This window comes from Aeromonas sp. HMWF016, assembly GCF_963878195.1.
Classification (GTDB): domain Bacteria; phylum Pseudomonadota; class Gammaproteobacteria; order Enterobacterales; family Aeromonadaceae; genus Aeromonas; species Aeromonas lacus.
On the sequence record NZ_CAWNWX010000106.1, the window covers coordinates 1 to 13456 of the forward strand.

At 60.4% G+C, this 13456-nt stretch carries 12 protein-coding genes and 1 pseudogene; 3 read left to right on the forward strand and 10 right to left on the reverse strand.

Annotated elements, in window-relative coordinates; all coding sequences use genetic code 11:
• Together AACS24_RS17635 and AACS24_RS17640 are read left to right on the forward strand one after the other, a co-directional pair.
• A pseudogene (locus AACS24_RS17635) lies at positions 1 to 493 on the forward strand (hypothetical protein); the annotation flags it as partial.
• Positions 493 to 831: an RT0821/Lpp0805 family surface protein gene (locus tag AACS24_RS17640; RefSeq protein WP_108571492.1), complete on the forward strand. Its 339-nt coding sequence runs from the start codon at positions 493 to 495 to the stop codon at positions 829 to 831. The pseudogene AACS24_RS17635 and the gene AACS24_RS17640, both read left to right, overlap by 1 nt.
• An 86-nt stretch (positions 832 to 917) precedes the next feature.
• Here AACS24_RS17640 and AACS24_RS17645 read toward each other — a convergent pair whose 3' ends face one another.
• Positions 918 to 2633, reverse strand: a complete 1716-nt coding sequence (locus AACS24_RS17645) for an NAD-dependent malic enzyme (RefSeq protein WP_108571493.1) — start codon at positions 2631 to 2633, stop codon at positions 918 to 920.
• 246 nt (positions 2634 to 2879) lie between these two features.
• On the opposite strand from AACS24_RS17645, the gene AACS24_RS17650 reads away from it, so the two are divergent.
• Positions 2880 to 4028 carry a hybrid sensor histidine kinase/response regulator gene (locus AACS24_RS17650; RefSeq protein WP_258222986.1) on the forward strand — a complete coding sequence of 383 codons (1149 nt, stop codon included), beginning with the start codon at positions 2880 to 2882 and terminating at the stop codon, positions 4026 to 4028.
• 77 nt (positions 4029 to 4105) lie between these two features.
• Here the strand turns inward: AACS24_RS17650 and AACS24_RS17655 are convergent, their stop codons facing one another.
• The 9 genes from AACS24_RS17655 to AACS24_RS17695 form a co-directional block, all read right to left on the reverse strand.
• A complete protein-coding gene (locus AACS24_RS17655) occupies positions 4106 to 5077 on the reverse strand; it encodes a formate dehydrogenase subunit gamma (protein ID WP_108571494.1) in 972 nt (323 codons plus the stop codon).
• Positions 5074 to 5703 (reverse strand): formate dehydrogenase FDH3 subunit beta, encoded by a 630-nt coding sequence (gene fdh3B, locus AACS24_RS17660; RefSeq protein ID WP_108571495.1) that lies wholly within the window; start codon positions 5701 to 5703, stop codon positions 5074 to 5076. The genes AACS24_RS17655 and fdh3B overlap by 4 nt, the downstream gene beginning before the upstream one ends.
• A gap of 4 nt (positions 5704 to 5707) precedes the next feature.
• Positions 5708 to 8596: a formate dehydrogenase subunit alpha gene (locus AACS24_RS17665; protein WP_108571496.1), complete on the reverse strand. Its 2889-nt coding sequence runs from the start codon at positions 8594 to 8596 to the stop codon at positions 5708 to 5710.
• Between the two features lie 23 nt (positions 8597 to 8619).
• Positions 8620 to 8823, reverse strand: coding sequence for a transcriptional initiation protein Tat (locus tag AACS24_RS17670; RefSeq protein WP_005347650.1), 204 nt, complete (start codon positions 8821 to 8823; stop codon positions 8620 to 8622).
• 179 nt (positions 8824 to 9002) lie between these two features.
• Positions 9003 to 9620 (reverse strand): TorD/DmsD family molecular chaperone, encoded by a 618-nt coding sequence (locus AACS24_RS17675; RefSeq protein WP_108571497.1) that lies wholly within the window; start codon positions 9618 to 9620, stop codon positions 9003 to 9005.
• Positions 9621 to 9629: 9 nt separating this feature from the next.
• Positions 9630 to 11369: a 4Fe-4S dicluster domain-containing protein gene (locus AACS24_RS17680; RefSeq protein ID WP_108571498.1), complete on the reverse strand. Its 1740-nt coding sequence runs from the start codon at positions 11367 to 11369 to the stop codon at positions 9630 to 9632.
• A 103-nt stretch (positions 11370 to 11472) separates the two neighbouring features.
• The gene (locus AACS24_RS17685) at positions 11473 to 12072 is read right to left on the reverse strand and encodes a DUF3306 domain-containing protein (RefSeq protein WP_108571499.1); all 600 of its coding nucleotides are present in this window, start codon (positions 12070 to 12072) and stop codon (positions 11473 to 11475) included.
• Positions 12065 to 12643 (reverse strand): DUF3305 domain-containing protein, encoded by a 579-nt coding sequence (locus AACS24_RS17690; RefSeq protein WP_108571500.1) that lies wholly within the window; start codon positions 12641 to 12643, stop codon positions 12065 to 12067. The genes AACS24_RS17685 and AACS24_RS17690 overlap by 8 nt, the downstream gene beginning before the upstream one ends.
• A 222-nt stretch (positions 12644 to 12865) precedes the next feature.
• Positions 12866 to 13456 (reverse strand): hypothetical protein (locus tag AACS24_RS17695; protein WP_219927738.1); only part of this gene is annotated, 591 nt, incomplete at its 5' end.

Below are 13456 nucleotides of genomic sequence, written 5' to 3' on the forward strand. Positions count from 1 at the left end.
GGGCGGTAGTAGCGGCAATAGCGGAGGTGGCGGTGACCACGGGGGCGGTGGTAGCGACAATAGCGGAGGTGGCGGTGACCACGGGGGCGGAGGTAACGACAATAGCGGAGGTGGCAGTGAACATGGAGGTGGTCAACATGCGGGAGGAGACCAACATGCGGGTGGCGAGTTGCACAGCGGAGGAGACCTTCATGCCGGTGGTCGTGGCCTTGGCAACGGGCTTGATGACAACGGTGTGGATGCCGTCGATGCCAATGGCAACAAGCTCAGAGGCGATGGCACGGTCGATGATAACGGCGTGGATGCCGTCAATGCCAATGGCAACAAACTCAGAGGCGATGGCACGGTCGATGATAACGGCGTGGATGCCGTCAATGCCAATGGCAACAAACTCAGAGGCGATGGCACGGTCGATGATCGCCAGCAAGTGCTTACCGATGAGCAAGAGCGTGCTCTGCTTAACAACGGCTTTCGCCAACAGGGGCAACCATAATGCGTTATCTGCTAACACTCCTCCTGCTCGGCCTCGCTGGCTGCGCTACGGTCGCCACCCCGCCGCTTTACCATCAAATGGATAAGGCAGATGTTCAACTGGCCAATCAGGCACTCACCAAGGCACTGGAAACCCGCACCAAAGGGCAGAGCCTCACCTGGTTCAATCCGGCTAACCGCCACTCGGGTAGTATCACCCCACTGCGCACCTTCCGCCATACCAGCGGAGAGTGGTGTCGCGACTATCGCGAGCAACTCTATATCGGCAAGGCCAGCCAACAGTGGCAGGATACCGCCTGCCGCAATCAGCAAGGGCGCTGGCGGCCACTACGCACTTAGTGCGTGACGGGATAAACGAAGGGGGGTAGCAGCGCTACCCCCCTTATCATCTTGGCCGACCCGTTATCCGGACGGTAGATACGCGGTTATACCCGACGATAAGGCAGGTACGCCGGCTCCCACATGTGGTTGAGGATATGCTGCTGCAGATCCTGGCCAATCAGCGGATGGGAGGGGTCCTTGCGCACTATGTCCTTGAGCACAGCGGTCGCCACATGCACCGAGATGCTGCGCAGCTCGCGAATGCGCGGATAGACAGCCCCCTTCGCCAGATCGACCTCGCTCACGCACTCGGCCAGCGCAAAGGCGGCGGTAGTGAAGATATCGGGTGTGATCTCGCGGATCTGGCTGACAATCGCCGCCAGCCCCACTCCGGGGAAGATAAAGACGTTGTTGCCCTGCCCGACCCGGAAGTCCTGCCCGTCATAATTCACATCCTTGAACGGACTGCCGGTCGCGACGATGGCCTTGCCTTTGCTCCAGTTGTAGATATCTTCCGGCAAGGCTTCGCAGTTGGCGGTCGGGTTGGAGAGCGGGAACACCATGGGACGTTCGCAATGCTTTTGCATCAACTGGATATGCTCTTCCTTGAAGGCGCCGCCTGAACCACTGGTTCCCAACAAAACGGTGATGGGCACATGACGCAACACATCTGTCAGGTTGGCCTTGCCGGGCACTTCGGTGTCCCAGCCGGCCAGCAGCAGGCCCGGCTTGGCGTAGCGGCGCTTGTACTCGTCTAGCCCCTCGCGGTTGTCGCACACCAGTCCCTGGGTATCCAGGATGTAGATGCGATCCCGCGCCGCCTGCGGATCCATTCCCTCGCGGATCATCCCCGCGCAGATTTGATCCGCCACGCCGACCCCGCCGGCACCGGCGCCATAGACCAGATAGTTCTGTTGGCCCAGGGTTTCCCCCTTGACCTTGACCGCCCCGATGATACCGGCCAGCACCACGGCCCCCGTGCCCTGAATATCATCGTTGAACGATGGCAGTGATTGCTGATAGCGAGCCAGATTGTTGAAGGCGTTGGATTTGCTGAAGTCTTCCCACTGCAGCACAGCATTGGGGAAGTGACGCTTGACCCCTTGCACGAACTTGTCGATGAACTCCTCATACTCCTTGCCGCGGATCCGCTTGTGCGGGCGACCGAGGTACATGGGGTCATCCAGCAGTTTCTGGTTGTCGGTGCCCACATCCAGCGCAATCGGCATGCAGCAGGCCGGATGGATGCCCGCCCCCAGGGTATAGAGCGCCAGCTTGCCGATGGGAATGCCCATGCCGCCAACCCCCTGGTCACCGATCCCCAGAATCCCCTGGCTGTCGGTCACAACGATGATGCGAATTGACTTGGCATCGAAGTGACGAGCCTGGCTGCCCATGTCATCCACGTTGTCCGGGGTAATGTAGAGGCCTCGCGGCTTCTGGAAGCGGTGACTGAACTCCTGACACGCCTTGCCGACGGTCGGGGTATAAATATAGGGAGTCATCTCCTCCACATGGCGAGACAACAGGGCATAGAAGAGGGTCTCGTTGCGATCCTGCAGTGCACGCAGGTTCTGGTACTTCTCGATATCGCTGCAGGCGCTCTTGAAGCCTTCATAAACCCGCTCGAGCTGGGCTTCAAAGGTTTGCACCTGAGGAGGCAGCAAGCCATCGAGATCGAAGTCGGCACGCTCCTGTTCGGTAAAGGCGGTGCCCTTGTTGAGATAACGATTGTTGAGCAGATCAGTGCCAGTCAGTGCAACGGGGCGAAAATCCTGTCCCTGTGCATCTTTCCACAGCAGATATTGTCCGGTAGCCATAGTCATTCTCTTTGATTTACGTGAAGTTGCCGTTCGGCAGGAGAGCAAGAGTGATAATGAAATCAATCATATGACGTTTGGTTGTTTCGTTTTGTGAGCTTGGCCATACCCTGCGGCCAAAAAGATGTCCAAACGTGGCTCAAACACATCCATTTTCCGCACCGATGGCGGCGCGATGAGGCTACGCTGCGGTTGATGAAGAACTATGCTGAACATCAGACCCATTGCACGGAAACACCAACCGGTATGCCAGGCACCAACACCATACACAACATTCTTGTCGTCGATGATATGGCCTCCAACCGCTATATCTTGCGCAGCCTGCTCGAAGAGGAGGGTTATCAGGTGCGAGAAGTGGAAGATGGCCAGCAGGCGGTTGCTGCGGTTGCACAAGCCACTCCCGACCTCATCCTGATGGATATCAATATGCCGGTGATGGATGGCTACGAGGCATGCCGCCGTATCAAACAACAACAGGGGCACTGGGGCTTGCCAGTCATCTTCATCAGCGCCAACAGCGAGATCAGTGCTCTCGAACAGGCCTTTCAGGCGGGCGGCTGCGACTATGTATCCAAGCCGTTTCACCAGCTCGAGGTACTGGCCCGGGTGCAAAACCAGCTGCGCCTGCGGGAGCTCGGTCGCCAGCAGGCCAAGGTGCAGCTCTATCAGAGTCTGTTTCAGCTCACCGCCGGTATCGCCCACGAGATCAACACCCCGGTCGGGGTTGGCATCACCGCCTCCAGCATGATACAGGGCGCCGGCGATCTGCTGGCCAATGCGGTGAAAAACGGGGTTCTGGGCCAGCGCCTGCTCAACCAGCAGCTGACCGATATCAAGGAGGGCACCGAACTGGTGGAGTCCAGTCTGCGCCGGGTCGCCCTGCTCATTACCCGCTTCAAGGAGCTGACCCGCGATCAGAATGAACAGGAAGCGCGTCCCTTCGCTGTGAAAAAGTGTGCCGAGCATATGCTGCAGGCATTCGCCGCCGAGCTGCAGATTGCCAGAGTTACCCCCCGCCTTGAGGGGAACGAAGTCACTCTGACCGCCCCCGAGACGCTCTTCGTCGACCTGCTGCAGGAGCTGGTGAAAAACAGCATGGATCACGCCTTTCACGGCAACGAGGAGCACAGCTTCACCATCCATGTCGCTCAGGATGAGGAGTCGCTGCTGCTAACCTATCAGGACTCGGGCCCCGGCATGCCGCCAGAGAAACTTCCCCGCCTGTTTGAGCCCTTCTTCACCACCCTGCGCGGCAACACCAGTCACTGCGGGCTCAGCGCCTGCCGCATCCACAATCTGGTAGAGAACAACTTGCGCGGTTCAGTCAACGTCACCAGCCCGCCGGGCGAGGGATTGCACTACGAGATCCACCTGCCACTCAAGCCGGTGACCTGAGCCGGCATGCAGAGAGGATTGAACATAAAAAGGGGCGCATCAGCGCCCCTTCTCTTTACGTTTTCCGTGCCCGACTGTCAGCTTGATTTGCCCGTCTTGGGCCCATCGAGGGTGTGTTTTACCTCTTCATACCAGAGGTCGTGGTGCTCCCTGGCCCAGGTCTCGTCCACCTCGCCGGTCACCATCCCCTCCAGCGCCCCTTCCAGCTGGAACAGGCCCATGTAGATATGGAAGATAAAACCGCAGATGAGGATCAGCGCCCCGACAATATGGATAAAGCTGGCCCACTCCATCTGGCGGCGCAGCTGGCCGAAGATGGGGAAGTCCAGAAACAGCCCGGTCGCCACCACAATGCCGCCAAACCAGATCAGCAGCCAGAAGATCGCCTTCTCGCCGCCGTTGGAGAAGCCCGCCGAGGGGTGACTCCCCTTGTGGGGCCCCAGCATGCCGCCCGCCTTCATAAACCACTGCACATCCACCATGTTGACGATGTTGTGGCGGAACCACTTGATGAGTACCCCCATCAGGCAGAGGAAGAAGAGCGGCCCCACGTAGTTGTGGAACACCTTGGCGAACCAGATCCAGTTCTCCCACACCCCGAGGCTCACCACCGGCTTGATGAAGTGCTTGCCGTAGATGATGGCCAGCCCCGAGCCGGAGAGGGTCAGGAACATGCCCGCCGTGGTCCAGTGCAGCGCCCGATCGAGCCGGCTCCAGCGCTTGAGCTTGCGCCCGGTGCGCGGTTTGGAGAGCTTGGTCGGCCCCACCACCCAGTACATCAGGCCGCACATAGCGAGCGATCCGAAGATGGCGATGGCACCGAGTGGCGACACCCACTTGGTCTTCACCTCGAACCAGAGCTGACCCGGCACCGAGATAAGCACCCCGTGCTCCGGCGAGCGGGAGGTAGTGTACCCCTCCTGCCCATCCTTCACCGCCCGCCAGTAGTCGGCACCGGCAAAGCCGACCGCCTCTTTCTCGGCGTCGGCGAAACTGGCGGTACTCACCAGCAGCAGGGCAGCAAACAGGGCCATTAGCCAGGTTTTCATGCCGCCCCTCCCGGTTTGTTCACCTTGCTGGCATCGCGATAGAGCGCCTTATCATCCTCACCCCAACCCGCATGAGGAGCACCGCGATAGGCAACCCGCTCGCGGAAGATGTCGGAGATCACCTGGGCGTCACCGGCCAGCAGCGCCTTGGTGGAACAGAGCTCGGCACACATCGGCAGCTTGCCCTCGGCGATGCGGTTGGCACCGTACTTCTGGCGCTCCGCCTCGCTGTGATCCTCTTCCGGGCCACCGGCGCAAAAGGTGCACTTGTCCATCTTGCCCCGATCGCCAAAGGCGGCGGTTTTCGGGAACTGGGGTGCCCCGAACGGGCAGGCAAACAGGCAGTAGCCACAACCGATACAGAGATCCTTGTTGTGCAGCACGATGCCGTCGTCTGTGTGATAGAAGCAGTCGGCCGGACAGACCGCCATGCAGGGGGCGTCGGTGCAGTGCATGCAGGCGACCGAGATGGAGGTCTCCCCCGGCAGGCCATCGTTGAGAGTCACCACCCGGCGGCGCTGGATGCCCCACTCTAGGGCGTCGTCGTTCTCGTTCTTGCACGCCGTCACACAGCCGTTGCACTCGATGCAGCGCTTGGTGTCACACATGAATTTCATTCTGGCCATGGGATCAGGCTCCTACTTTGCGAAAACGGCACAGGGTGACCTTGGTCTCCTGCATCTGGGTAACCGGGTCATAGCCATAGGTGGTAACTATGTTGACCGACTCCCCCAGCACATAGGGGTCAGACCCTTCCGGATATTTGGATCGCAGATCCTTGCCCTCGAAGTGGCCGCCGAAGTGGAACGGCATAAAGGCGAGCCCCGGCTTGACCCGCGGGGTCACCAGCGCCTTCACCTTGACCCGCCCCCCTTCCGGCCCCTCGACCCACACATCCTGACCGTCGCGCACGCCGACGTCGTTGGCATCCGCCGGGTTCATCTCGACGAACATCTCCTGCTGCAGCTCGGCCAGCCAAGGGTTGGAGCGGGTCTCGTCACCGCCCCCCTCGTACTCCACCAGACGGCCGGAGGTGAGGATGATCGGGAACTCCTTGCTGACATCCTTCTCCTGCACCGAGGCGTACTGGGTCGGCAGGCGCCACAGGCTCTTGGCATCGGGCCAGGTGGCGTAGTCGGCCAGTAAGTCGCGGCGTGGGGTGTAGAGCGGCTCGCGGTGCTTGGGCACCTGATCCGGGAAGGTCCACACCACGCAGCGCGCCTTGGCGTTGCCGTAGGGGACGAAGCCGTGCTTGATGGCCACCCGCTGGATGCCGCCGGAGAGATCGGTCTTCCAGTTCTTGCCCTCGGCCTCTTTCTTCTCGGCCTCGGTCAGCTCATCCCACCAGCCAAGCTGTTTCATCAGGTCGGCAGTGATCTCGGGATAGCCGTCTTCCACCTCGCTCCCCTTCGGCCAGGAGTCTTCGGCGAGCAGCGAGACGCCCTGATACTCGATGCCGAAACGGGCGCGAAAACCGCCGCCCCCTTCCGAGACCGGAATGCTGGTGTCGTAGAGGATGTGGCTGCCGGGGTGTTTCATCTCCGGAGTGCCCCAGCAGGGCCACGGCAGACCGTACACTTCGCCGCTGACCGGGCCGCCCTCGGCCTTGAGGTTGGTCTTGTGGAAGGTGTGCCAGTTCTGCTGGTGCGCCTTGAGGCGCTCCGGACTCTGGCCGGTGTAGCCCACGCTCCACATGCCGCGGTTGTATTCGCGAGTGATGTCTTCCAAGAGCGGCTGGTTGTTCTCCACCTTGATGTGCTTGAACAGCTGGTCGGCAAAACCGAGCTTCTTGCTCAGCAGATACATGATCTCGTGGTCGACCTTGGATTCGAACAGGGGCTCGATCACCTTGTCACGCCACTGCATGGAGCGGTTGGTGGCGGTGACGGACCCATAGGTCTCGAACTGGGTGGTGGCCGGCAGCAGGTAGACGCCATCGGTACGATCGTTCATCACCGAAGCGACGGTGGGATACGGGTCGACAATCACCATCATGTCGAGCTTTTGCATCGCCTTCTTCATCTCGGGGCCGCGGGTCTGGGAGTTGACCGCATGGCCCCAGTAGAACATGGCGCGGATGTTGGAGCCCTGCTCGATGAGGTCGGCGTTCTCCAGCACCCCATCCACCCAACGGGAGACCGGAATGCCGTTGTTGTTCATCGGCAGCTTGCCGTTGTAGGCCTTGTTGTCAAAACGCGCCTTGATCCACTCGTAATCGACGTCCCACACCCGGGCCCAGTGCTTCCAGGAGCCCTCTTCCAGCCCGTAGTAGCCGGGCAGGGAGTCTGAGGTGACGCCAAAGTCGGTGGCACCCTGCACGTTGTCGTGACCACGGAAGATGTTGGTGCCCGCCCCACTCTTGCCCACGTTGCCGAGTGCCAGTTCGAGGATGCAGTAAGCGCGGGTGTTGTTGTTGCCGGTGGTGTGCTGGGTGCCGCCCATGCACCAGACCACGCAGCCGGGGCGGTTGTCGGCCAGCAGCTTGGCGGCACCATAGACCTGTTGTTCGTTAAGGCCAGTCACCCGCTCCACTTCGGCAGGGGTCCAGCGCGCCACCTCTTTTTGCACCTCGTCCATGCCGTAGACACGGGTGCGGATGAACTCTTTATCTTCCCAGCCGTTCTTAAAGATGTGCCAGAGCATGCCCCAGATAAAGGCGACGTCGGTGCCCGGACGCAGGGAGAGGTACATGTCCGCCTTGGCGGCGGTGCGGGTGCGACGCGGGTCGACCACCAGGATCTTGCAGCCGTTGCGCTCTTTCGCCAGCAGGATGTGCTGCATGGCGACCGGGTGGGCCTCCGCCGGGTTGGAGCCGATAAACATGATCGACTTGCTGTTGTGCATGTCGTTCAGGCTGTTGGTCATGGCGCCGTAACCCCAGGTGTTGGCTACGCCAGCGACCGTGGTGGAGTGGCAGATGCGCGCCTGGTGATCCACGTTGTTGGTGCCCCACAGGGACGCCATCTTGCGAAACAGATAGGCCTGCTCGTTGGAGTGCTTGGCGGAGCCGAGCCAGTAGACGCTGTCGGGGCCGGACTCCTTGCGCAGACGCAGCACCTCATTGCCCACCTCTTCGATGGCCTGATCCCAGCTGATGCGTTGCCACTTGCCGCTCACCAGCTTCATCGGGTATTTGAGGCGACGCTCGCCGTGGCCGTGCTCGCGCAGGGCCGCCCCCTTGGCGCAGTGACCGCCAAGGTTGAAGGGGTGATCGAAAGCCGGCTCCTGACCGGTCCAGACACCGTTTTGCACCTCGGCATAGACGCCGCAGCCCACCGAGCAGTGGGAGCAGATGGTGCGCTTCACCTCGACCGGCACCTCGGCCGCCACGGTTTTGGCCTCGGCCCGCTGCATCATGGCAGGGGCCAGCCAACCGGCTGCCACAGCGCCACCGGCCACCAGACCCGAGTTGACCATAAAGGCGCGGCGGGTCAGCCCCTGACCGCGAGCGGCTGCATTATTCTGCAAGCTGCCCTGCTCGCCCGCTTGGGGCTGCTCGGCACGTTTTGTCAGTTTCATGAGTTCTCCTTCACTGATCCGGCTCAGTCAGTGCCGCGCAGGGTGCGATAAAAGTCGTGAACATGGGGGGTCTCCCGATAGCCCTGATCAGGCTTGGTATCGTGGGTCAGCGCCTCTTTGCTCACCACCCGACCGGCAGCACCGGCCAGTACGCCTATGGTGGCGACCACGCCAACTCCCTTGATCAGATTGCGGCGGGACGGGTCTTTCAGCTGTTCATCGCTCATTCTTGTGACCTCTGTTGTTGTTCTTGCCGGCGCCTGTGCACCAGCTTCGCGTCCAATGGGATATCTCGTCTGCTCGTTTTGTTATGCGCAGCTTTTGTTATGCACAGCTTTTGTTATGCACAGCTTTTGTTATGCACAGCTTTTGTTATGCACAGCCTGTTATGCACAGATGGGGGCGTTCAGCCCGTCACCACGCAGGCGCCAAACGGCAGGCGCAATTCGTTTTCCAGCTTGAAGAAATCTTCGGCAAGGGCCCCGACCGCCCGGTAGAAGCTGCCCCCTTTCGCCTGTTGCTGATCGCGGCAGCAGGTGAGGACCCAAGGGGCAAGGTGGCGTTCATAGAAGCGGTTGCGATCCGGGTGCTGCTCGGCAATCAGTACCGCCATCACCTCACACAGGGCGGCCAGATGATCTTCCGGCTCGCACACTCCGCTCTGGCGCTCGAAACCAAGCGACTGCAGATCTGCACGCAGCACCGCCAGCGGCAGCTCCATCAAAGAACCGGTGAGATACCAGGAGGCAAACGGCACGATCTCCCCGCGCCCCAGCCCGATAAAGAGATCCTGATACTCCTCGGCAAGCTCGTTTTCGTGGTGGCTAATGGCCGCCAGCTGCACCAGTCCCAGCCCTCTGGCAAAGGGGCCCGGCATAGCCTGCAACCCTTGCAGCCAGGCGAGCTGTTCGCCACGGGGGGCGGCGCGCCAGAGGCTCGCCAGCAGGGCGTAGAGATCGGCGCTGCTCTGTTCCAGTTCGGTCATGGTCAGTTCGCCAGCCTTTTCGTTCTGTTGTTCACTCATCACTGGCCCTCATACCTTGAGCTGGGAGACGGGATCCGCCGCCAGCGCTGCAAACACATCCTTGACCCGGCACTCTTCGCACATCAGTAGCCGCTGGGCGGCCTCGTTCTGGAAGTGGGAGTGACCGGCCAGTTTTTGCTGGATGCGGCGGATCAGCGAGGCGGGCGCGAACGGCTTGCCGCAGCGAATGCAGCAGGCAGCCTCTTCGGCTTTCAGGCTCTGCACGGCGCGGCGCGCTTCGGGCACGGGTTGCAGGCGGGGCACCAGCACAATGGCCTGCTCGGGGCACGCCTTTTCGCACATGCCGCACTGGATGCAATCCTGCTCGATAAAGTTGAGGCCGGGGGCATGGCCCACCGCATGCAGCGCCCGGCTCGGGCAGACCGCCACGCAGCCCATGCAGAGGGTGCAGTCAGCTTCTTTCAGCTCCACACTGCCGTATGGGGCGCCATAAGGTACCGCCAGCGGCTCGCGGCTCCCTTCGTTGGCCTGCCAGAGGGCATCGAAGGCGGCAAACAGGTTCTCCCGTTTGTCCCCTTTGAGCGGCTTATCCAGCAGGGCAACGGCTGACTCACAGGAGATCGGCTTATCTTGTTCGACATCCGGGTTAAACAGGGCGATGCGATCGGCAGCAAGACCGGCGCCCGCCAGCAGCACGGCAGCGCTCGCCAGCTCCCGCTCAACCAGCGCACGGACGCTTGCGGGGGCATCGTCACCGAGCGCGATACGCACAGCACCCGCGCCATAGGCGAGGGCGGCGAACCAGCTCTCGATGCCTAAGCTCGCGCTCTCCTCCACCCAGACCGGCAGCCAATTGGCGGGTAGGCGGGTGAGCTCGGCTTCCACCCATTCGCGCTCGTTTTCACCGGCGATCAGCAGCTGGGGCGCGTCGCCTCCCGCCTCCCGGTAGTGCTTGAGCAATCGGAACAGGTAGTCGCCGCTGGTGTTGGCGTCGGGCTGGTGATAGGCAATCGCCCCGGTCGGACAGGCCGAGGCGCAGCTGCCAAAGCCCTGACAGAGATGGGGATCGATCTGGATGCGACCATTGATGGGCTTGAGGGCATCGGTCGGACAGACATCAAGGCAGCGACTGCAACCGGGCACGCCGCGGGCGGTAAAGGCGCAGGCCTCGGGGTCGAGGCGAAAATAGCGCGGCTTGTCGAAGATACCGGTCAGCGCACAGAGCTCGGCAAGCCGTTCGGCCAGCCCTTGGTCATCAAAGAGATGTAGGTAGCCCACCGGCGGGCGCTCCAGCGCAAAGAGCGGGATGCGGCCCAGATCGGCCACCAGATCGAAGCGTGGTTCGCGTAGCTGTTCACTGACAGCAGCCGCTTGTTGTGGAAAACAGAGCGCAGCCAGAGAAATACGCTCACCCTGCCCGTTAAGGCCGGTGAGCTGGAACTGGCCGAGATACCCTGTCAGGCTCGGCTCGCGCAGGGTCAGAGCATCCAGGGCGGCGGTAGCCTCGAAGATGGCCTCGAGATCCGCCGCCTCGGCGTCATAAACGGATTCGGTCACCAGCAGGGTGGGCTTCACCCCGGCGGGCAGCAGGCTGGCAACGCGGCGAATGCGATCTTCCGGGCCGACCAGCAGCAGGCGCCCCTGACTCTGGTAAGAGACAGTGGCCGGGATCAGGTTGTCGGTCTTGACCGTATGCTGCAGGGCATAGGCGCGCGCGTTATGCTCGGCCGCCCCCGCCCCGTGGGCCAGATTTGGGCTCAGATTTGGCAATGTTTGTTCAGTGCTCACATACACTCCTGCGCGCGCCACCTCATGGGATGGGCGCTTGTTGGTAAGCCGAGAGAGCAAGAGGCGAGCCAACTCCCCCGGAAAAAAAGTGACTAACAGGGAGTCAGGATCCTGAGGGTTCCATTCCCCCACCTTTGGTTGGGACATTTTGTCCACCAGAGGAAACCAAAATGTCCCGATCGTCGGTGTGGGTTTGAGAATGGTTATCAGCCAACTCGTGCGGCTCGGCGGCAAGTTCGCTGACAAGCGCAACCGGTTCAGCGGATCCGCTGGCCGGGTTGGCCGATTCGCTCTCCGGGGCGGTTACCTGATCTACCAGCCAGTTGCGCAGGCCAGCGGTCAGGGCCGCGGGCAGCAATTGGGGCTGGCTGAAATCCTGGGTGTAGTCGTCGAGCCCATCCGGTTTATGGCTGCGAAACATGGCCCGCAGCGCCTCCTTGTCGGGGAGTTTTGCCTTGTCCGGCTGGGCCGTTTTTAGCGGCGGTTCGCCACTCTCGGCCCCCTCAACGGCAAGAGCTTCACCGCTCCCCTTGTCAGTGCTGACTACGGGGCTATCCAGCACAGCATCTGGAGTTTCAGCTTCGCCACAGCCTTCGATGGGGGCGGAAACCGCCTCGGGAATAACCTCTTCCCTCGGCTGCAATGCCTGATGCTTGCGCGCCTCGCTCTTGCGAGACGACCAGCGCTTGAGAAACTCACTCATGGGCACTGTTTCCGGCCTTGTTTCCGGCACTGGCTCCGGCGTCGCTGCCACGCTCGCGACCATCGGGGCCGGTGGCTTTGACGGCGCCGCAGCTGGCTTGATCTACCGTATCGACACCGAGCTGATCCTGCGCCCGTCCCTTGCCCTTCTTGCCCTTGCGGCGGGCCTCCAGCAGCTCGCCGTGGCGTCCGATAAAGGCCTCTACCCAGACTTGCAGCGCCTCGGGCAGCGGGCAGGAGAGCACCTGCCGCTCGCCATCCATATAGGCGGCGGCCACGGTCTGGCTCAGGGTGAGGCCATCGGCCACAAAGCCACTGTCCACGCGGCTTCCGGTGACAAAGAGGCGGGGCGAGCCGGAGCTCAGATTGAAGCGATAATCCCCCCGCTCATCGCGAAACAGGGTAAGGGGCAAAGCACCGGCAGCCTCAGATTCGGCGGGATGGAGCGCCGCAATCTCGAAACGGCGGCTCTGCCAGCGGCCAACTTGGCTGTCGATGGCCTTTAACTCCAGTTGCAGCCAGCGCTGCGGGGAGAGGGGTTTGGTTGTCTCTTGCACTGTCACGGCTCCCATCAGAAGATCTCTGCCGGGCCGCCCTCCCCCGTAATCCACCCCGTTTGGGACGGTTCAGAGCAACAGATTCAGGGCGGCCACGGCCATCAATGGGATAGGACATAGCAAGAGTGGGGCCAAGGCAGACTTGGATAAGAAACCTTCGTTCAACACCAACACACGAGATGTGCAAGATGGAACAATATTCATCAATAGGCTACGAATATAAAACTTACCTATTATTTAAAATTTATACTTACTTAAAAATGGCATATTTTCCGTTACAGCCGATTCATACCATTTAAGATTCCATGACCACTCTTGTGATCTAGGCTTACAATCAGAGCAACCTATACAATGCTGCTGTTTAAAGGAATATCCCAGATTAGGGCCATCCGAATCATCATATAACATGGTTAATAGATTCCCGGTTCCTTGAGCATAACCATGCTTTAAACATATTAATAGGTGTAAACCACCAACAGAATGCATCCTCAGTGATTGAGCGATAATACCACCTGGACGATAATGAACAAATAAATGCTCACACTTCCTCATAATATTAGTAGGATCATAGTTCTTTAACCCCATATCTACGACACGGCCAAACTCATTGTCTTTGTCATGTGGATCCATTCCTAGGTTCTTAGCGACGCTTATAAAATATTCTTTCTGCTCTTCAATACTGATGGAATAAAAATCTTGAAACTTATTTTTTTCTTGTACAGCTTTTTCAATACCATCTAATACATCTGTCATATCAGGAATAATAGAAGTAACTACTTCGCGCATCCCCTGCACAGTAACATGGTCTTTATTAAACATCATGAAAAC